Source organism: Mycolicibacterium fallax (genome assembly GCF_010726955.1).
In the GTDB taxonomy this organism is placed as follows: Bacteria; Actinomycetota; Actinomycetes; order Mycobacteriales; family Mycobacteriaceae; genus Mycobacterium; species Mycobacterium fallax.
This window is the reverse complement of sequence record NZ_AP022603.1, coordinates 2,235,473-2,255,860: the sequence shown is the minus strand read 5'-3', so window position 1 is coordinate 2,255,860 and position 20,388 is coordinate 2,235,473. Positions and strand designations below refer to the sequence as shown.

At 68.9% G+C, this 20,388-nt stretch carries 15 protein-coding genes; 13 read left to right on the top strand and 2 right to left on the bottom strand.

The genetic code is table 11. From position 1 onward, the window contains the following. Nucleotides 1–225: 225 nt before the first annotated feature. The 7 genes from rpoB (at nt 226) to G6N10_RS10675 (ending at nt 13,199) form a co-directional block, all read left to right on the top strand. Complete coding sequence (gene rpoB, locus G6N10_RS10705; RefSeq protein WP_085096330.1) at nt 226–3,750, top strand: DNA-directed RNA polymerase subunit beta; 3,525 nt, start codon at nt 226–228, stop codon at nt 3,748–3,750. Nucleotides 3,751–3,811: 61 nt separating this feature from the next. Next, nucleotides 3,812–7,762 carry a DNA-directed RNA polymerase subunit beta' gene (locus G6N10_RS10700; protein ID WP_085096332.1) on the top strand — a complete coding sequence of 1,317 codons (3,951 nt, stop codon included), beginning with the start codon at nt 3,812–3,814 and terminating at the stop codon, nt 7,760–7,762. 150 nt (nt 7,763–7,912) lie between these two features. Next, the gene (locus tag G6N10_RS10695) at nt 7,913–9,568 is read left to right on the top strand and encodes a BamB-related PQQ repeat family beta-propellar protein (protein ID WP_085096334.1); all 1,656 of its coding nucleotides are present in this window, start codon (nt 7,913–7,915) and stop codon (nt 9,566–9,568) included. Between the two features lie 48 nt (nt 9,569–9,616). Next, nucleotides 9,617–11,248, top strand: coding sequence for an acyl-CoA dehydrogenase family protein (locus G6N10_RS10690; protein ID WP_085096336.1), 1,632 nt, complete (start codon nt 9,617–9,619; stop codon nt 11,246–11,248). Next, the gene (locus tag G6N10_RS10685) at nt 11,241–11,966 is read left to right on the top strand and encodes a PaaX family transcriptional regulator C-terminal domain-containing protein (RefSeq protein ID WP_085096338.1); all 726 of its coding nucleotides are present in this window, start codon (nt 11,241–11,243) and stop codon (nt 11,964–11,966) included. Before G6N10_RS10690 ends, G6N10_RS10685 begins: the two co-directional genes overlap by 8 nt. 35 nt (nt 11,967–12,001) lie before the next feature. Next, the gene (locus G6N10_RS10680; protein ID WP_234810559.1) at nt 12,002–12,415 is read left to right on the top strand and encodes a DUF2628 domain-containing protein; all 414 of its coding nucleotides are present in this window, start codon (nt 12,002–12,004) and stop codon (nt 12,413–12,415) included. Between the two features lie 16 nt (nt 12,416–12,431). Continuing rightward, nucleotides 12,432–13,199: a crotonase/enoyl-CoA hydratase family protein gene (locus tag G6N10_RS10675; RefSeq protein WP_085096340.1), complete on the top strand. Its 768-nt coding sequence runs from the start codon at nt 12,432–12,434 to the stop codon at nt 13,197–13,199. Between the two features lie 12 nt (nt 13,200–13,211). On the opposite strand, the gene G6N10_RS10670 is transcribed toward G6N10_RS10675, so the two are convergent. Further along, nucleotides 13,212–13,535: a DUF3060 domain-containing protein gene (locus G6N10_RS10670; RefSeq protein WP_085096342.1), complete on the bottom strand. Its 324-nt coding sequence runs from the start codon at nt 13,533–13,535 to the stop codon at nt 13,212–13,214. Nucleotides 13,536–13,585: 50 nt separating this feature from the next. Beyond that, nucleotides 13,586–13,948: a DUF3060 domain-containing protein gene (locus tag G6N10_RS10665; RefSeq protein WP_407664025.1), complete on the bottom strand. Its 363-nt coding sequence runs from the start codon at nt 13,946–13,948 to the stop codon at nt 13,586–13,588. A 92-nt stretch (nt 13,949–14,040) separates the two neighbouring features. Here G6N10_RS10665 and G6N10_RS10660 point away from each other — a divergent pair, with 92 nt between their 5' ends. From G6N10_RS10660 to G6N10_RS10635, 6 genes are all read left to right on the top strand, one after another. Continuing rightward, the gene (locus G6N10_RS10660; protein WP_085096346.1) at nt 14,041–14,640 is read left to right on the top strand and encodes a TetR/AcrR family transcriptional regulator; all 600 of its coding nucleotides are present in this window, start codon (nt 14,041–14,043) and stop codon (nt 14,638–14,640) included. Nucleotides 14,641–14,905: 265 nt separating this feature from the next. Then, nucleotides 14,906–15,280, top strand: coding sequence for a 30S ribosomal protein S12 (gene rpsL, locus G6N10_RS10655; RefSeq protein WP_085096348.1), 375 nt, complete (start codon nt 14,906–14,908; stop codon nt 15,278–15,280). Further along, nucleotides 15,280–15,750 carry a 30S ribosomal protein S7 gene (gene rpsG, locus G6N10_RS10650; RefSeq protein WP_085096350.1) on the top strand — a complete coding sequence of 157 codons (471 nt, stop codon included), beginning with the start codon at nt 15,280–15,282 and terminating at the stop codon, nt 15,748–15,750. Before rpsL ends, rpsG begins: the two co-directional genes overlap by 1 nt. A gap of 81 nt (nt 15,751–15,831) precedes the next feature. Next, complete coding sequence (gene fusA, locus G6N10_RS10645) at nt 15,832–17,934, top strand: elongation factor G (protein WP_085096352.1); 2,103 nt, start codon at nt 15,832–15,834, stop codon at nt 17,932–17,934. Between the two features lie 193 nt (nt 17,935–18,127). Then, nucleotides 18,128–19,318 carry an elongation factor Tu gene (gene tuf / locus G6N10_RS10640; protein WP_085096354.1) on the top strand — a complete coding sequence of 397 codons (1,191 nt, stop codon included), beginning with the start codon at nt 18,128–18,130 and terminating at the stop codon, nt 19,316–19,318. A gap of 218 nt (nt 19,319–19,536) precedes the next feature. Continuing rightward, nucleotides 19,537–20,382: a mycofactocin-coupled SDR family oxidoreductase gene (locus G6N10_RS10635; RefSeq protein WP_085096356.1), complete on the top strand. Its 846-nt coding sequence runs from the start codon at nt 19,537–19,539 to the stop codon at nt 20,380–20,382. Nucleotides 20,383–20,388: the final 6 nt, after the last annotated feature.

Genomic DNA, 20,388 nt, shown 5'->3' with positions numbered 1-20,388 from the left:
TGCGCCGTCCTGCGCTATTGTTGGACGTTGCGCTGGCTGCCTCCTGCCCATCACACAATTCCGACCCGCACCGGTCAACGTGGACCGAGCCTGAGCCCTGCTCAGTGACCGGCCTCGTGTCGTGCGTCTAGGGCCTGGGTGGGGTGCCGCCGGCCAAACTACGCAGATAACGCGACGTGCGAGCATCATCCGGCGGCCGCCGGGAGTCTGAGCAAGTCGCATGAGGTGCTGGAAGGACGCATCTTGGCTGTCTCCCGCCAGAGCAAGTCAGTGGCTACCAACTCCGTTCCCGGAGCGCCGAACCGGATTTCCTTCGCCAAACTTCGCGAGCCGCTGGAAGTTCCGGGGCTGCTTGATGTGCAGACGGATTCGTTCGAGTGGCTGATCGGATCGCAGCGGTGGCGTGACAAAGCGGCCGCCCGCGGCGACATCGCCAACCCCAAGGGTGGCCTCGAGGAGGTGCTCGACGAGCTGTCCCCGATCGAGGACTTCTCCGGCGCGATGTCGCTGAGCTTCACCGATCCGCGCTTCGACGAGGTGAAGGCCCCCGTCGAGGAGTGCAAAGACAAGGACATGACGTACGCGGCGCCGCTGTTCGTCACGGCCGAGTTCATCAACAACAACACCGGCGAGATCAAGAGCCAGACGGTCTTCATGGGTGACTTCCCGATGATGACCGAGAAGGGCACCTTCATCATCAACGGCACCGAGCGTGTCGTGGTCAGCCAGCTGGTCCGCTCGCCGGGCGTCTACTTCGACGACAGCATCGACAAGTCCACCGAGAAGACGCTGCACAGCGTCAAGGTGATCCCGGGCCGCGGTGCCTGGCTGGAGTTCGACGTCGACAAGCGCGACACCGTCGGCGTGCGTATCGACCGCAAGCGCCGTCAGCCGGTCACCGTGCTGCTCAAGGCGCTCGGCTGGACCAACGACCAGATCCGGGAACGCTTCGGCTTCTCCGAGATCATGATGGGCACCCTGGAGAAGGATCCCACCGCCGGTCCCGACGAGGCACTGCTGGAGATCTACCGCAAGCTGCGTCCGGGCGAGCCGCCGACCAAGGAGTCCGCGCAGACCCTGCTGGAGAACCTGTTCTTCAAGGAGAAGCGCTACGACCTGGCCCGGGTGGGCCGGTACAAGGTGAACAAGAAGCTCGGCCTCAACGCCGGCCAGCCGATCACCAGCTCGACGCTGACCGAAGAGGACATCGTCGCCACCATCGAGTACCTGGTCCGGCTGCACGAGGGCCAGACCAGCATGACGGTGCCCGGTGGCGTCGAGGTGCCGGTCGACGTCGACGACATCGACCACTTCGGCAACCGCCGGCTGCGCACCGTGGGCGAGCTGATCCAGAACCAGATCCGGGTCGGCCTGTCCCGGATGGAGCGCGTCGTCCGCGAGCGGATGACCACCCAGGACGTCGAGGCGATCACCCCGCAGACCCTGATCAACATCCGTCCCGTGGTGGCGGCGATCAAGGAGTTCTTCGGGACCAGCCAGCTGTCGCAGTTCATGGACCAGAACAACCCGCTGTCGGGCCTGACCCACAAGCGCCGGCTGTCCGCGCTTGGCCCCGGCGGTCTGTCCCGTGAGCGCGCCGGCCTGGAGGTCCGCGACGTGCACGCCAGCCACTACGGCCGGATGTGCCCGATCGAGACCCCGGAAGGCCCGAACATCGGCCTGATCGGCTCGCTGTCGGTGTACGCCCGGGTCAACCCGTTCGGCTTCATCGAGACGCCGTACCGCAAGGTCATCGACGGCGTGATCAGCGACCAGATCGATTACCTGACCGCCGACGAGGAGGACCGCCACGTCGTGGCGCAGGCCAACTCGCCGACCGCCGACACGGTGGAGGGCCTGCGGTTTGCCGAGCCGCGCGTGCTGGTCCGCCGTAAGGGCGGCGAGGTCGAGTACGTCTCCTCGGACGACGTGGACTACATGGATGTGTCGCCGCGCCAGATGGTGTCGGTGGCCACCGCGATGATCCCGTTCCTGGAGCACGACGACGCCAACCGCGCCCTGATGGGGGCGAACATGCAGCGTCAGGCGGTGCCGCTGGTGCGCAGCGAGGCGCCGCTGGTCGGTACCGGCATGGAGCTGCGGGCCGCCATCGACGCCGGCGACGTGGTGGTGTCGGAGAAGTCCGGTGTGGTCGAGGAGGTTTCCGCCGACTACATCACCGTGATGGCCGACGACGGCACCCGGCAGACCTACCGGATGCGCAAGTTCGCCCGCTCCAACCACGGCACCTGCGCCAACCAGCGTCCGATCGTCGACGCCGGTCAGCGGGTGGAGTCCGGCCAGGTCGTCGCCGACGGGCCGTGCACCGAGAACGGCGAGATGGCGCTCGGCAAGAACCTGCTGGTCGCGGTCATGCCGTGGGAGGGCCACAACTACGAGGACGCCATCATCCTCTCGCAGCGCCTGGTCGAGGAGGACGTCCTGACGTCCATCCACATCGAGGAGCACGAGATCGATGCCCGCGACACCAAGCTGGGCGCCGAGGAGATCACCCGGGACATCCCGAACGTCTCCGATGAGGTGCTGGCCGATCTCGACGAGCGCGGCATCGTCCGCATCGGCGCCGAGGTCCGCGACGGCGACATCCTGGTCGGCAAGGTCACCCCGAAGGGCGAGACCGAGCTGACCCCGGAGGAGCGGCTGCTGCGTGCCATCTTCGGCGAGAAGGCCCGCGAGGTCCGCGACACCTCGCTGAAGGTGCCGCACGGCGAGTCCGGCAAGGTCATCGGCATCCGGGTGTTCTCCCGCGAGGACGACGACGAGCTGCCCGCCGGCGTCAACGAGCTGGTCCGCGTCTACGTGGCGCAGAAGCGCAAGATCTCCGACGGCGACAAGCTCGCCGGCCGGCACGGCAACAAGGGCGTCATCGGCAAGATCCTGCCGATCGAGGACATGCCGTTCCTGCCGGACGGCACCCCGGTCGACATCATCCTGAACACCCACGGTGTGCCGCGACGGATGAACATCGGCCAGATCCTGGAGACCCACCTGGGCTGGGCGGCCAAGGCCGGCTGGAACATCCCCGGCGCGGACGGCAACGGCGAGGTCCCCGAGTGGGCCGCCAAGCTGCCCGCGGAGCTGCTCAGCGCGCCCAGCGACAGCATCGTCAGCACCCCGGTGTTCGACGGTGCCCGCGAGGAGGAACTGCAGGGGCTGCTGAGCTCGACGCTGCCCAACCGCGACGGCGAGACCATGGTCGGCGGCGACGGCAAGGCGCGGCTGTTCGACGGCCGCTCCGGCGAGCCGTTCCCGTACCCGGTCACGGTCGGCTACATGTACATCCTCAAGCTGCACCACCTGGTGGACGACAAGATTCACGCCCGCTCCACCGGCCCGTACTCGATGATCACCCAGCAGCCGCTGGGCGGTAAGGCGCAGTTCGGTGGCCAGCGGTTCGGCGAGATGGAGTGCTGGGCCATGCAGGCCTACGGCGCCGCCTACACGCTGCAGGAGCTGCTGACGATCAAGTCCGACGACACCGTCGGGCGGGTCAAGGTGTACGAGGCCATCGTCAAGGGCGAGAACATCCCCGAGCCGGGCATCCCGGAGTCGTTCAAGGTGTTGCTCAAGGAATTGCAGTCGCTGTGCCTCAACGTCGAGGTGCTCTCCAGCGACGGTGCCGCGATCGAAATGCGCGACGGCGACGACGAGGACTTGGAGCGTGCCGCTGCCAACCTCGGCATCAACCTGTCCCGCAACGAATCGGCCTCCGTCGAGGACCTGGCCTAGGTCCGGTCTGAGCCCTCGTCCGTATTGAAGTTTCTATCCCGCAAGGGGAAAGGGAGTTTACGTGCTAGACGTCAACTTCTTCGATGAGCTCCGCATCGGCCTGGCCACCGCGGAGGACATCCGTAACTGGTCCTACGGCGAGGTCAAGAAGCCGGAGACCATCAACTACCGCACGCTCAAGCCCGAGAAGGACGGCCTGTTCTGCGAGAAGATCTTCGGACCGACTCGCGACTGGGAGTGCTACTGCGGCAAGTACAAGCGGGTCCGCTTCAAGGGCATCATCTGCGAGCGCTGCGGCGTCGAGGTGACCCGCGCCAAGGTGCGTCGTGAGCGGATGGGTCACATCGAGCTGGCCGCGCCGGTCACCCACATCTGGTACTTCAAGGGTGTGCCGAGCCGGCTGGGCTACCTGCTGGACCTGGCTCCCAAGGACCTGGAAAAGATCATCTACTTCGCGGCGTATGTGATCACCGCCGTCGACACCGAGATGCGCCACAACGAGCTGTCCACGCTCGAGGCGGAGATGGTGGTGGAGAAGAAGCGGGTCGAGGATCAGCGTGACCTCGACCTGGCCGAGCGCTCGCAGAAGCTGGAGGCCGACCTGGCCGAGCTGGAGGCCGAGGGCGCCAAGAGCGACGTCAAGCGCAAGGTGCGGGACGGCGGCGAGCGCGAGATGCGTCAGCTGCGGGACCGTGCCCAGCGTGAGCTGGACCGGCTCGACGAGATCTGGACCACCTTCGTCAAGCTCGCCCCCAAGCAGCTGATCATCGACGAGAACCTCTACCGCGAGATCGTCGACCGCTACGGCGAGTACTTCGAGGGCTCGATGGGCGCCGAGTCGATCCAGAAGCTCATCCAGACCTTCGACATCGACGCCGAAGCCGAGCTGCTGCGCGACATCATCAAGAACGGTAAGGGCCAGAAGAAGCTGCGTGCGCTCAAGCGACTGAAGGTCGTCGCCGCGTTCCAGCAGTCCGGCAACTCGCCGATGGGCATGGTGCTCGACGCCGTCCCGGTGATCCCGCCGGAGCTGCGTCCGATGGTGCAGCTCGACGGTGGCCGGTTCGCCACCAGCGACCTCAACGACCTGTACCGCCGGGTGATCAACCGCAATAACCGGCTCAAGCGACTGATCGACCTCGGCGCGCCCGAGATCATCGTCAACAACGAGAAGCGGATGCTGCAGGAGTCCGTCGACGCGCTGTTCGACAACGGCCGTCGCGGCCGGCCGGTCACCGGCCCGGGCAACCGCCCGCTCAAGTCGCTGTCCGATCTGCTCAAGGGCAAGCAGGGCCGGTTCCGGCAGAACCTGCTGGGCAAGCGCGTCGACTACTCGGGCCGCTCGGTCATCGTGGTCGGCCCGCAGCTCAAGCTGCACCAGTGCGGCCTGCCGAAGCTGATGGCGCTGGAGCTGTTCAAGCCGTTCGTGATGAAGCGGCTGGTCGACCTGAACCACGCGCAGAACATCAAGAGCGCCAAGCGGATGGTCGAGCGGCAGCGCGCCCAGGTGTGGGACGTGCTCGAAGAGGTCATCGCCGAACACCCGGTGCTGCTCAACCGCGCCCCCACGCTGCACCGCCTGGGCATCCAGGCCTTCGAGCCGCAGCTGGTGGAGGGCAAGGCCATCCAGCTGCACCCGCTGGTCTGTGAGGCGTTCAACGCCGACTTCGACGGTGACCAGATGGCCGTGCACCTGCCGCTGAGCGCCGAGGCGCAGGCCGAGGCCCGCATCCTGATGCTGTCCTCGAACAACATCCTGTCCCCGGCGTCCGGCCGCCCGCTGGCCATGCCCCGGCTGGACATGGTGACCGGGCTGTACTTCCTGACCACCGAGATCGCCGACTCCCCGGGGGCCTACGCCCCCGCCGACGCCGACGGCCCGGAGGCCGGCGTGTACAGCAGCCCGGCCGAGGCCATCATGGCGATGGACCGCGGTGCGCTGAGCGCCCGCGCGCCGATCAAGGTGCGGCTGACCCACCAGCGTCCGGCCGCCGCCGTGGAGACCGAGCTGTTCGGTGCCAACGGCTGGCGTCCCGGCGACGCCTGGATCGCCGAGACCACCCTGGGCCGGGTGCTCTTCAACGAGCTGCTGCCGATGGGCTACCCGTTCGTCAACGCGCAGATGCACAAGAAGGTGCAGGCGGCGATCATCAACGATCTCGCCGAGCGCTACCCGATGATCGTGGTCGCGCAGACCGTCGACAAGCTCAAGGACGCCGGCTTCCACTGGGCGACCCGCTCCGGCGTGACGGTCTCGATGGCCGACGTGCTGGTGCCGCCGCAGAAGAAGGAGATCCTCGACCACTACGAGGGCGAGGCCGACGCGATCGAGAAGCAGTACCAGCGCGGCAAGCTCAACCACGAGGAGCGCAACGAGGCCCTGGTCAAGATCTGGCAGGAGGCCACCGAGAAGGTCGGTAAGGCTCTGGAGGATTACTACCCGGAGGACAACCCGATCACCCTGCTGCCGAAGTCGGGTGCCACCGGCAACCTGACCCAGGTGCGCAACCTGGCCGGCATGAAGGGCCTGGTGACCAACCCGAAGGGCGAGTACATCCCGCGTCCGATCAAGTCTTCGTTCCGCGAGGGCCTGACGGTGCTGGAGTACTTCATCAACACCCACGGTGCCCGCAAGGGTCTGGCCGACACCGCGCTGCGTACCGCCGACTCGGGCTACCTGACCCGTCGTCTGGTGGACGTCAGCCAGGACGTCATCGTCCGCGAGCACGACTGCGGAACCGAGCGGGGCATCACCGTCACCATCGCCGAGCGTCAGCCCGACGGCACGCTGATCCGCGACGCTCACGTCGAGACCAGCGCGTTCGCCCGGACCCTGGCCGCCGACGCGGTCGACGCCAACGGCGCCGTGATCATCGAGCGCGGTCACGACCTGGGCGACCCGGCCATCGACGCGCTGCTGGCCGCGGGTATCACCGCGGTGAAGGTGCGTTCGGTGCTGACCTGCACGACCGGTACCGGGGTGTGCGCGACCTGCTACGGCCGCTCGATGGCGACCGGCAAGCTGGTCGACATCGGCGAGGCCGTCGGCATCGTCGCCGCGCAGTCCATCGGTGAGCCCGGCACGCAGCTGACCATGCGGACCTTCCACCAGGGTGGTGTCGGTGGCGACATCACCGGCGGTCTGCCGCGGGTGCAGGAGCTGTTCGAGGCCCGGGTGCCGCGGGCGCGGGCCCCAATCGCCGACGTCAGCGGCCGGGTGCAGCTGGAGGAGGGCGACAAGTTCTACAAGATCACCGTCGTCCCCGACGACGGCGGCGAGGAAGTCGTCTACGACAAGCTGCCGCGACGCCAGCGCCTGAAGGTGTTCAAGCACGAGGACGGCGAAGAGCGTCCGCTGGCCAACGGTGACCACGTCGAGGTCGGCCAGCAGCTGATGGAGGGCTCGGCCGATCCGCACGAGGTGCTGCGGGTGCAGGGTCCGCGTGCGGTGCAGGTCCACCTCGTCGACGAGGTGCAGGACGTGTACCGGGCGCAGGGCGTGTCGATCCACGACAAGCACATCGAGGTGATCGTCCGGCAGATGCTGCGCCGGGTGACCATCATCGACTCGGGCGCCACCGAGTTCCTGCCCGGTTCGCTGACCGAGCGCGGCGAGTTCGAGTCGGAGAACCGGCGCGTGGTGGCCGAGGGCGGCGAGCCCGCGGCCGGCCGTCCGGTGCTGATGGGCATCACCAAGGCGAGCCTGGCCACCGACTCCTGGCTGTCGGCGGCCTCCTTCCAGGAGACCACCCGGGTGCTGACCGATGCGGCGATCAACTGCCGCAGCGACAAGCTCCAGGGCCTGAAGGAGAACGTGATCATCGGCAAGCTGATCCCGGCCGGCACCGGCATCTCCCGGTACCGCAACATCCAGGTGGAGCCCACCGAGGAGGCCCGGGCGGCGGCGTACACGATCCCGTCCTACGAGGATCAGTACTACAGCCCGGACTTCGGTCAGAGCACCGGCGCCGCGGTTCCGCTGGACGACTACGGCTACAGCGACTACCGCTAGTCACCGGTCATAACGAGCACTGCCCCCGCCTCGGCGGGGGCAGTTCTCGTCTCCGGGCTTGTCATGTCCGCGGCACGGTCCCCGGCGGCCAACCGCCGGATCGGCAGATTACTGTCCGGCCCGGGCGCGGCCGGGCCGTAGGTTGAGCAGATGACCCGTGCTGAGCTGCGCGCGGGCGCCCCGCGGCGCCGCCCGGTGATCGTCGCGCTCTGCCTCGGCGCCGGACTGCTGCTGCTGGCCGCGGCGATCGGGTTCGGGCACTTCAGCCGAACGCGGGCCAGCAGCAGTGCGCTGCCGGTGGTCAATCTGCGCTGGGACGCCAGCACCCCGGGGTTCGCCAGCTGGCTCGCGGTCGTCCTCGGCACCCTGGTGCTGGTGGCGGCCGTGGTGGCCATCGCGGTCGGCGGCCGGTCCTGGATCGTGCTGGCCGTCGTTGCCGGCTTCGCGGCGCCGCCCTTCGCGCTCAGTGCGCTACCCGGCAACTACGCCGCGATCACCGACGACTACCTGTCCTCGCAGCGGGTGCCGACGGCATACCTGGCGTGGTGGTTCGGGCTGCTCGGTGCGCTGCTGGTGGCCGGCGGCGCCCTCGGTTACCTGGGCCGGGGCCGCGCGATCCGTCCCGGCGCGCTGCTCGGCGGCGGCGCGGCCGGACTGATCGCGGGGCTGGCGGCCGCGGTGCTGGTGCTGCCCGACGGTGATCCGGGCCGGGGCTTCGAGGCGACGACGGCGGCGGCGGGGGGCCCGGCGCCCCCGGTGCCCACCGACGTGGGCCGGGTGCCGGCGTTCACCGTCCGGGTCGACGGCATCGGTGAGGACGCGGTCCGGGCCGCCGGGGCGGGGTTCGTGGTGCGCACCCCCGACGGGGTGCGGGCCTTCGATGTGTCCGGGCAGCTGCGCTGGGCGCACCGGCACCGGGACTGGGACGCCACGTACCTCGGCGTCTACGACGACGGCGGCACCGTCGTGGTGCGGTTCGATTCCGGGGCGCATCAGGCCGGTGTGCTGGTCGGCCTGGACGCCGAGACCGGGACGCTGCTGTGGCGCACCGACGACCGGGTGCTGGTGGTGGCCGTCACCGACACCCCCGGCGACACCCCCACCGACGGCCAGGCGCATTACCTCGTCACGTTCAGCGGACCGAACCTGACCCGGATCGACACCCGCACCGGCCGGGACCTGTGGCGCACCGACATCGGCTACCCGAACAGCCACCTGGTCGCAGGCACCGGCGCGGACATCGGGCTTTTCAGCGGCCAGGTGCAGCAGCAGGACGTCGCGATGCGCTACCTGGCGGTCGATCCGGCGACCGGCGCGATCCGGCACGACATTGCGGTCGGGCGGTATCCGCGGTGGGAGGGCGGTGGGGTGAGCGCCGAGGCCGCCGGTCGCGACGGCCTGGTCTTCGCCGGCGGCGACGGCCAGCCTCGGTATCTCAACGTGGCGACCGGGCGGGTCTTCCCGCTGCGCCCCGGCGCCCTGGCCCGCGGCGACGGCCCCGACGGGTTCGTCACCGAGTCGCCGATCTTCGGCGGCCGCACCCTCGGCCTGTACGACGGCGTCGACGGGCGGCTGCGGTGCAGCGTGGACGTCCAGGGCACCGGCGGTGTGACGGTGGCCGGGCTGGGCTCGATGCTGCTGATCGGCACCCGCGACGGCGTCCGGGCGTACCGCGCCACCGACTCCGGGGCGTGCGCGCCGCTGCCCGGCGCCGACCTGCACGTGCCCGCCGACGACCTGGTGGTGGCGCCCGGCGCGCTGCTCGTCGTCGACCGTAAAGAAGGCACCATCACCGGCTACGCCTGAGCCGCGAACAATATGTTCACAACTGGCGAAAAAATGTAATATGTGGTCATGTCGGCCACCCACACCGTGTTCAACCAGGTCCCGCCGCTGTGCGGGTACAACCCCGCCACCTCGCCGGTGCTGTCCGAGGCGCTGGTGCGCGAGGGCGGCGGCTGGGGCGCCGAGGAGGTCTTCGAGCTCGGCGCGCTGTCGGGTACCGCGACCGCCGAACGCTGGGGCGAGCTGGCCGACCGCAACGTGCCGATCCTGCACACCCACGATCGGTACGGCCACCGGATCGACGAGATCGAGTACGACCCCGCCTATCACGAGCTGATGCGGACCGCCGTCGCGCACGGCCTGCACGCCGCGCCGTGGGCCGACGACCGGCCCGGCGCGCACGTCGTGCGCGCGGTGAAGAACGGGGTCTGGACCGTCGAACCCGGCCACCTGTGCCCGATCTCGATGACCTACGCCGTGGTTCCCGCGCTGCGGGCCAACCCGGAGCTGGCCGCCCGCTACGAGCCGCTGCTGACCTCCCGGGTGTACGACCCCGAACTCGTCGTCCCGGCCGGCAAGGCGGGCATCACCGCCGGCATGTCGATGACCGAGAAGCAGGGCGGCTCCGACGTGCGCGCCGGAACCACCCAGGCGGTGCCCAACGGCGACGGCAGCTACCGGCTGACCGGGCACAAGTGGTTCACCTCGGCCGCGATGAGCGACATCTTCCTGGTGCTGGCGCAGGCGCCGGGCGGGTTGAGCTGCTTCCTGTTGCCGCGGGTGCTGCCCGACGGCACTCGCAACGGGATGCACATCGCGCGGCTCAAGGACAAGCTCGGCAACCGCGCGAACGCCTCCAGCGAGATCGAGTACGACGGCGCGATCGCCTGGCCGGTCGGCGAGGAGGGCAGGGGAGTGCGGACCATCATCGAGATGGTCAATCTGACCCGGCTGGACTGTGCGCTGGGCAGCGCCACCTCGATGCGCCAGGGCCTGGCCCGGGCGATGCACCACACCACCCACCGCAAGGCCTTCGGCGCCTACCTGATCGACCAGCCGCTGATGCGCAACGTGCTCGCCGACCTGGCCGTCGAGGCCGAGGCGGCCACCATGCTGGCGGTCCGGATGGCCGGTGCCACCGACCGCGCGGTCCGCGGCGATGAGCGGGAGACCCTGCTGCGCCGGATCGGCCTGGCCGCCGCCAAGTACTGGATCTGCAAGCAGGCCACCGCGCACGCCGCCGAGGCGATGGAATGCTTCGGCGGCAACGGCTACGCCGAGGAATCCGGCATGCCGCGGATCTACCGGGAAGCGCCGCTGATGGGCATCTGGGAGGGCTCCGGCAACGTCAGCGCGCTGGACACCCTGCGCGCCATGGTCACCAAGCCCGAATGCGTCGAGGTGCTGTTCGACGAGCTGGCCGACCCGGCCGCCCGGGACCCGCGGCTGGCCGCACACGTGGCCGGTCTGCGCCGACAGCTCGGCGACGCCGCAACCCTGGAATACCGGGCCCGCCGGGTCGCCGAGGACATCGCGCTGGCGCTGCAGGGCGCCCTGCTGGTCGACCACGGGCATCCGGCGGTCGCCGAGGCGTTCCTGAGCACCCGGCTCGACGGCAGGCGGGGCGGCGCCTACGGCACCCTGCCGACCGGCCTCGACCTGGCGCCGATCCTGGAACGGGCCCTGGTCAAGGGTGTCTGAGCGCCGCCTCACCGCCCGCTCGGTGGTGCTTTCGGTGCTGCTGGGCGCCCATCCGGCGTGCGCGACCGCGGCCGACCTGATCCGGCTGACCGACGGCTTCGGCATCCGGGAGTCGACGCTGCGGGTCGCGTTGACCCGGATGGTCGCCGCCGGTGACCTGATCCGCTGCGACGACGGCTACCGGCTCGCCGACCGGCTGCGGGAACGCCAGCGCCGCCAGGACGCCGCGCTGGTGCCCCGGACGGAGCCCTGGGACGGCGACTGGAGCACGCTGGTGATCACCGCCGTCGGCGCCGACGCCCGATCCCGGGCGGCGCTGCGCGGCCGGCTGCGCGAGGCCCGATTCGGCGAGCTGCGCGAGGGCATCTGGCTGCGGCCGGCGAACCTGGCGCCGGACCCGGAGCTGCGGGCCGAACTGGCCGGCCGGGCGCGGGAGCTGCGCGCCCGGGATGCCGATCCGGCCGGCCTGGCCGCGACGCTGTGGGATCTGCCCGGCTGGTCGGCCGCGGGCCACCGGCTGCTGGCGGCGATGGCGGCGGCCCCGGACGTGCCGGCCCGGTTCACCGTCGCCGCGGCCACGGTGCGGCTGCTGCGCAGCGACCCGGTGCTGCCGGCCGAGCTGCTGCCCGGCGGCTGGCCCGGCGACGAGCTGCGCGTGGCCTACCGCGATTTCGCCGTCGAGTTCGCCGCCCGCGGCCGGACGGTCGCGGTGCCATGACCGACCCCGGCGCCGCCCCCGCTAGCCTGGCCGTCATGACCCAACCGTCCTCGAAGTACGCCGCGCTGCCGGCCATCTGGCAGTACCGGTTCGACTTCTACGATCGCTACGGCGCGCCGTCGTCGCCGAGCGCCCGGGCGGCGCTGGCCCGGCTGACGCTGGCGCCCCGGCTGACCATGAAGGTCAACGTCTGGGGCTTCCTGTTCGCCGCGCTGTACTTCTTCGTCAAGGGCATGTGGCGCAAGGGCCTGACCCTGCTGGCGATCAACCTCACCATCCCGCTGGTGCTGTCCGCCGCCGAGTGGCCCGCGGCGCTGGGTCAGCTCGGCAACCTGGTCACCGGCGTCACCGCGATGCTGACCGCGAACTACGCCTACTACCTGCATGTGGTGGCCCACAGCCGGTCCTGGAACCCACTGGAGGGCCTGGGCCGGCGGATCGACGTCTGAGCGCGAGGAGAACCGAATGACCGCGGGTGGACTGCGGGTGCAGCGCGACGGCGCGGTCACCACGATCATCATGAACCGGCCCGGCGCGCGCAACGCGGTGAACCGGTCGGCGGCCGCGGAACTGTATGCCGCGTTCGCCGAGTTCGACGCCGACGAGACCGCCGCGGTCGCGGTGCTCTGCGGCGACGACGGCACCTTCTGCGCGGGCGCGGACCTCAAGGCGTTCGGCACCCCGGAGATGAACCGCGTCGAGCCAGACGGTCCCGGCCCGATGGGACCGACCCGGATGCAGCTGTCCAAGCCGGTGATCGCCGCGGTCAGCGGCTACGCGGTGGCCGGCGGCCTGGAACTGGCGCTGTGGTGCGATCTGCGCGTCGCCGAGTCCGACGCCACCTTCGGCGTGTTCTGCCGGCGCTGGGGGGTGCCGCTGATCGACGGCGGCACGGTGCGGCTGCCCCGGCTGATCGGACACGGCCGCGCGATGGACCTGATCCTGACCGGCCGCGCCGTCGGCGCGGCCGAGGCCCTCGACATCGGCCTGGTCAACCGGGTCGTCGAGCCGGGACAGGCCCGGGCGGTGGCCGAGGAACTCGCCGCCGAACTGGCCGCCCTGCCGCAGCGCTGCCTGCGCGCGGACCGGCGCTCGGCGATCGAGCAGTGGGGGATGAGCGAGGCCGACGCGCTGGCCGGCGAGTTCGCCGGTGCGGCCGGGGTGGCCGAGGAGTCGGTCGCCGGGGCCCGGCGGTTCGCCGACGGGGCGGGCCGGCACGGCGCGCAAGCCTAACCGCGCCGGGCCCTAACCGCGCGCCACGGTGTTGCCGGCGCCGGAGACCGTCATCCGCGGCGTGCCGGCCCGGTAGGTCACCGTGTTGTTCACCCCGGCGGCCCGGATGGTGCCGCTGATCTCCTCGACGGTGACCCGGTTGTCGCTGCCGGTGATCTCGACGTCGCTGCAGCGACCGGTGACGGTCAGCGCGTTGTTCGACCCGGTGATGTTCAGCGCCCGGCCCGGGCCGCAGTCGATGGTCATGGTGGTGCCGACCGGTGAATAGCTGATCGGCCCGTCGATGCTGCCGCCGTGCTCGTCGGTGCCGGCCGGCGAACCGCAGCCGGCCAGCATCAGCGTCGCCAGCAGCGCGGCTGCGCCGGCCCGGGTGGTCGCGGCGGCGGTCAGCCCGGAATCCGGCTGATGATGTTGGTCATACCCAACTCGCGGCCGCGGTCCCAGATGAACGGGTCGCCGGACTTGTACATCACCGAATTGTTGAAGCCGTACACGGTGATGTCGTTGACGACGTTGTCGGCGATGACGGTGTTGTCCGAACCCTGCGTCGTCACCGCCCAGCAGCTGCCCAGCGCGTTGACCGTGTTGCCTGACCCGTTGACGAACACGGTGGCGTTGTTGCAGTCGATGGTGACCACCGTATTGATGTTGTAGATGTGGGTGTCACCGTTCTTCGCGGCGGCCACCGGTGCGCCGATGCCGCCCGCCACGGCCGCGCAGGCCGCGGCCAGGGACATGCTGGCAATGATCGCTGTGCCGCCGGCCAAACTCCGCCTCATGTTCGGCAGCCTACGTCAACTAAGGTTCGTTGCTGACCAGTTCCGACCCGAGAGGACCCGGCATGCCGCCATCCACCGATCCGGCGCGTACGCGCACATCGGGGCGGGCCACCAAGCTCAGCCGCGACCTCATCGTCAACGCCGCGCTGTCCTTCCTGGACCGGGAGGGCTGGGACGCGTTGACCATCAACGCGCTGGCCGGCCAGCTGGGCACCAAGGGCCCGTCGCTGTACAACCACGTCGCCAGCCTCGACGATCTGCGCCGCACCGTCCGGATGCGGGTGATCGACGACATCATTTCGATGATCAACACCGCCGCCGAGGGCCGGGTCCGCGAGGACGCGGTGCTGGTGATGGCGGGCGCCTACCGCAGCTACGCCCACCATCACCCGGGCCGGTACGCCGCCTTCACCAGACTGCCGTTCGGTGACGACGATCCCGGGTACGCCGCCGCCACCCGGTTGGCCGCGGCGCCGGTCATCGCGGTGCTGGCCTCCTACGGCCTGGACGGCGAGCAGGCCTATTTCGCGGCGCTGGAGTTCTGGTCGGCGATGCACGGCTTTGTGCTGTTGGAGATGACCGGGGTGATGGACGACGTCGACGCCGACGCGGTCTTCGCCGATATGGTGCAGCGACTGGCGGCGGGGCTGCGGAAGCAGTGATCGGGCGCTTTGACCTGCACTACGGGCGGCAGGTAAGCTAGTACCTCGTGCCTGGCCACCAGGCGCGCACGCCCTGGGTGACCAGCGGTTATGTGCGCACGCCGGGCGAATTCGCATGTGCAAGCATCGGAGTTCCAATCTAGGCGATTGGGGCCGAGCGGGCTCGCGCGACACGCCCGGTCAGGTTAAGCGACCGGGGCATAACTGCAGTACAGAGACCTCGCGTCGACAACCTTAGAGAAGTAGCAACACAGGAAGCCGGTAAATGCCAACCATCAACCAGCTGGTCCGCAAGGGCCGCCACGACAAGGCCGCCAAGGTGAAGACCGCGGCCCTCAAGGGCAGCCCGCAGCGCCGTGGCGTGTGCACCCGGGTGTACACCACCACCCCGAAGAAGCCGAACTCGGCGCTTCGCAAGGTCGCCCGCGTGCGGCTGACCAGCGCGGTCGAGGTCACCGCCTACATCCCGGGCGAGGGGCACAACCTGCAGGAGCACTCCATGGTGCTGGTGCGCGGCGGTCGAGTGAAGGACCTCCCCGGTGTGCGCTACAAGATCATCCGCGGGTCGCTGGACACCCAGGGTGTCAAGAACCGCAAGCAGGCACGTAGCCGCTACGGCGCCAAGAAGGAGAAGAGCTAATGCCGCGCAAGGGCCCGGCGCCGAAGCGCCCCCTGGTCAACGATCCGGTCTACGGGTCGCAGCTGGTCACCCAGCTGGTCAACAAGATCCTGCTCGACGGCAAGAAGTCGCTGGCTGAGCGGATCGTCTACGGTGCGATGGAGCAGGCCCGGGACAAGACCGGCACCGATCCCGTCGTCACCCTCAAGCGCGCGCTGGACAACGTCAAGCCCTCGCTGGAGGTCCGCAGCCGCCGCGTCGGCGGCGCCACCTACCAGGTGCCCGTCGAGGTCCGTCCGGACCGGTCCACCACGCTGGCGCTGCGCTGGCTGGTGAGCTTCTCTCGGCAGCGCCGGGAGAAGACCATGGTCGAGCGGCTGGCCAACGAGATCCTCGATGCCAGCAATGGCCTGGGCGCGTCGGTCAAGCGGCGTGAGGACACCCACAAGATGGCCGAGGCCAACCGGGCCTTCGCTCATTACCGTTGGTGATGACGCCCGGCGGTCGATGTTGACCGCCGGCGCCGCCGCCGCTTACCTGGACAAGTTGATCGAAAGAGTGGGAATTTAGCCGTGGCACAAGAGGTGCTCACCGACCTGAGCAAGGTCCGCAATATCGGCATCATGGCGCACATCGATGCCGGCAAGACCACGACCACCGAGCGGATCCTGTTCTACACCGGGGTCAACTACAAGATCGGTGAGACCCACGATGGCGGTGCCACCACCGACTGGATGGAGCAGGAGCAGGAGCGGGGTATCACCATCACCTCCGCTGCGGTGACCTGTTTCTGGAACGGCACGCAGATCAACATCATCGACACCCCCGGGCACGTCGACTTCACCGTTGAGGTGGAGCGGTCGCTGCGGGTGCTCGACGGCGCCGTCGCGGTGTTCGACGGCAAGGAGGGCGTGGAGCCGCAGTCCGAGCAGGTCTGGCGGCAGGCCGACAAGTACGACGTCCCGCGTATCTGCTTCGTCAACAAGATGGACAAGCTGGGCGCCGACTTCTACTTCTCGGTGCGCACCATGGAGGAGCGCCTGGGCGCCCGCGCCATCCCGATCCAGCTGCCGATCGGCGCCGAGAACGACTTCGAGGGCGTCGTCGACCTGGTCGAGATGGTCGCCAAGGTGTGGCGCGGCGAGACCAAGATGGGCGAGAAGTACGAGGTCGTCGAGATCCCGGCCGAGCTGCAGGAAAAGGCCGACGAATACCGGACCAAGCTGCTCGAAGTGGTCGCCGAGACCGATGAGGAGCTGCTGGAGAAGTATCTCGGTGGCGAGGAGCTCACCATCGAGGAGATCAAGGGCGGCATCCGCAAGCTGACGGTCAACTCCGAGATCTACCCGGTGCTGTGCGGCTCGGCGTTCAAGAACAAGGGCGTGCAGCCCATGCTCGACGCTGTTGTCGACTACCTGCCGACCCCGCTGGACGTCGCCGCCGCCGTGGGCCACGTGCCCGGCAAGGAAGACGAGCCGATCAGCCGCAAGCCCTCGATCGACGAGCCGTTCTCGGCCCTGGCGTTCAAGGTGGCCTCGCACCCGTTCTTCGGCAAGCTGACCTACGTCCGGGTGTACTCCGGTCACGTGGAGTCCGGCGCCCAGGTCGTCAACGCGACCAAGGGCAAGAAGGAGCGGCTGGGCAAGCTGTTCCAGATGCACGCCAACAAGGAGAACCCGGTCGATTCCGCGGCCGCCGGCCACATCTACGCGGTCATCGGCCTCAAGGACACCACCACCGGTGACACCCTGTGCGATCCGAGTAACCAGATCGTGCTGGAGTCGATGACCTTCCCCGATCCGGTGATCGAGGTGGCCATCGAGCCCAAGACCAAGAGCGACCAGGAGAAGCTGTCGCTGGCCATCCAGAAGCTGGCCGAAGAGGATCCCACCTTCAAGGTGCACCAGGATTCCGAGACCGGCCAGACCGTCATCGGCGGCATGGGCGAGCTGCACCTGGACATCCTGGTGGACCGGATGCGCCGCGAGTTCAAGGTCGAGGCCAACGTCGGCAAGCCGCAGGTGGCCTACCGCGAGACCATCCGCAAGACGGTCGAGAAGGTGGAGTTCACCCACAAGAAGCAGACCGGTGGATCGGGCCAGTTCGCGAAGGTGCTGATCAGCCTGGAGCCGTTCAGCGGCGAGGACGGCGCCACCTACGAGTTCGAGAACAAGGTCACCGGTGGCCGCATCCCGCGCGAGTACATCCCGTCGGTGGACGCCGGCGCCCAGGACGCCATGCAGTACGGCGTGCTGGCCGGCTACCCGCTGGTGAACCTGAAGGTCACCCTGCTCGACGGCGCCTACCACGACGTCGACTCCTCGGAAATGGCCTTCAAGATCGCCGGTTCCCAGGTGCTGAAGAAGGCCGCGCAGGCCGCGCAGCCGGTCATCCTGGAACCGATCATGGCCGTCGAGGTCACCACGCCCGAGGACTACATGGGCGACGTGATCGGCGACCTGAACTCCCGCCGTGGCCAGATCCAGGCCATGGAGGAGCGCAGCGGTGCGCGCGTCGTCAAGGCGCAGGTGCCGCTGTCGGAGATGTTCGGCTACGTCGGCGACCTCCGGTCGAAGACCCAGGGCCGGGCCAACTACTCCATGGTGTTCGACTCCTACGCCGAGGTTCCGGCGCAGGTGGCGAAGGAGATCATCGCGAAGGCGACGGGCGAGTGAGCGTAGCGAACGAGTCCGGAGCCGAGTCGTAAGGTCTGGCGAAGGCGACGGGCGAGTAGTCCGGAGTCGTGCCAACCGCACGCCCAGGCGAGCGACGGCGGCGGGGAAGTGTGCATTACGCTGCTAACCCGGCAAACAACTGAAGTAACCAACCTGCTTTACACAAAGCACAACAGTCCAGGAGGACACAGAAGTGGCGAAGGCGAAGTTCGAGCGGACGAAGCCGCACGTCAACATCGGGACCATCGGTCACGTTGACCACGGCAAGACCACCACGACTGCAGCGATCACCAAGGTGCTGCACGACAAGTACCCCGATTTGAACGAGTCGCGCGCATTCGACCAGATCGACAATGCGCCCGAGGAGCGTCAGCGCGGTATCACCATCAACATCTCCCACGTGGAGTACCAGACCGAGAAGCGGCACTACGCCCACGTGGACGCCCCCGGTCACGCTGACTACATCAAGAACATGATCACCGGTGCCGCCCAGATGGACGGCGCGATCCTGGTGGTCGCCGCCACCGACGGCCCGATGCCGCAGACCCGCGAGCACGTGCTGCTGGCCCGCCAGGTCGGTGTGCCCTACATCCTGGTCGCCCTGAACAAGGCCGACATGGTTGACGACGAGGAGCTGCTGGAGCTCGTCGAGATGGAGGTCCGCGAACTGCTGGCCAGCCAGGACTTCGACGAGGACGCCCCGGTCATCCCGATCTCCGCGCTGAAGGCGCTCGAGGGCGACCCGAAGTGGGTCAAGTCCGTCGAGGACCTGATGGAGGCCGTCGACGAGTCGATCCCGGACCCGGTCCGCGAGACCGACAAGCCGTTCCTGATGCCCGTCGAGGACGTGTTCACCATCACCGGTCGTGGCACCGTGGTGACCGGTCGCATCGAGCGCGGTGTGATCAACGTGAACGAGGAAGTCGAGATCGTCGGCATCCGCCCGACCTCGACCAAGACCACCGTCACCGGTGTCGAGATGTTCCGCAAGCTGCTGGATCAGGGCATGGCGGGCGACAACGTCGGTCTGCTGGTGCGTGGCATCAAGCGTGAGGACGTCGAGCGCGGCCAGGTCGTGGTCAAGCCCGGCACCACCACCCCGCACACCGAGTTCGAGGGCCAGGTGTACATCCTGAGCAAGGACGAGGGTGGTCGTCACACCCCGTTCTTCAACAACTACCGCCCGCAGTTCTACTTCCGCACCACCGACGTGACCGGTGTTGTGACGCTGCCGGAGGGTACCGAGATGGTGATGCCCGGTGACAACACCGACATCTCCGTCAAGCTGATCCAGCCCGTCGCCATGGACGAGGGCCTGCGCTTCGCGATCCGCGAGGGCGGCCGTACCGTTGGTGCCGGCCGGGTCACCAAGATCATCAAGTGATCTAGCTCGACCACAACGACCGTGGCGCTCACCCCTTCGGGGGTGGGCGCCATTGTCGTTTCCGGCCCGGCTGCCCTCCGCCACCGCGCAACGGGGTACGCCGGTCGCGGCGTGTCGGGTACCGGGATGAGCGCTCGGGGATGCGACATTTCTAGAACACGTTCTATTTCGGCTGGTAGCCTCGATGCGATCAGCATGCAGAGCCGAAAGGACCGAGGATGACCGGTGGACCGCTGCAGGGGCGAGTGGCATTCGTGACGGGCGCGGCCCGCGGGCAGGGCCGGGCGCACGCGGTCCGGCTGGCCTCCGAGGGCGCCGACATCATCGCCATCGACATCTGCGGTCCGGTCGACGACTCGGTGCCCTACGCCGCGGCGACGCCCGAGGACCTCGCGCAGACCGTCGCCGAGGTGCAGGCCACCGGCGCCAGGATCCTGTCCCGCCGGGTCGACGTCCGCGACGACGCGGCCGTGCGCCAGGCGGTCGCCGACGGGGTCGCCGAGTTCGGCCGGCTCGACATCGTCGTCGCCAACGCCGGGGTGCTCAGCTGGGGCCGGCTCTGGGAGCTCACCGACGACCAGTGGAACACCGTCATCGACACCAACCTGACCGGCACCTGGCGCACCATCCGGGCCGCGGTGCCCGCCATCATCGAGGCCGGCAACGGCGGCTCGATCATCATCGTCAGCAGTGCGGCCGGCATCAAGGCCTCCCCGGGCAACGGGCACTACGCGGCGTCGAAGTTCGGCCTGACCGCCCTGACGAACTCGCTGGCGCTGGAGGCCGGCGAGTACGGCATCCGGGTCAACTCGATTCACCCGTACTCGGTGGCCACCCCGATGATCGAGAACGACTCGATGATCGGCATCCTGCAGAAGCATCCGAACTATCTGCACGCCTTCGCGCCGATGCCGTATCAGCCGGTGCCCTCCGGGGACGCCCAGCGCTCGGACTTCATGACCGTCACCGACATCGCCGACGTGGTGGCCTGGCTGGCCGGGGACGGTTCGGGCAACCTGTCCGGCTCGCAGATCAACATCGACCGCGGCGTGATGCGCTACTGAGCAGCG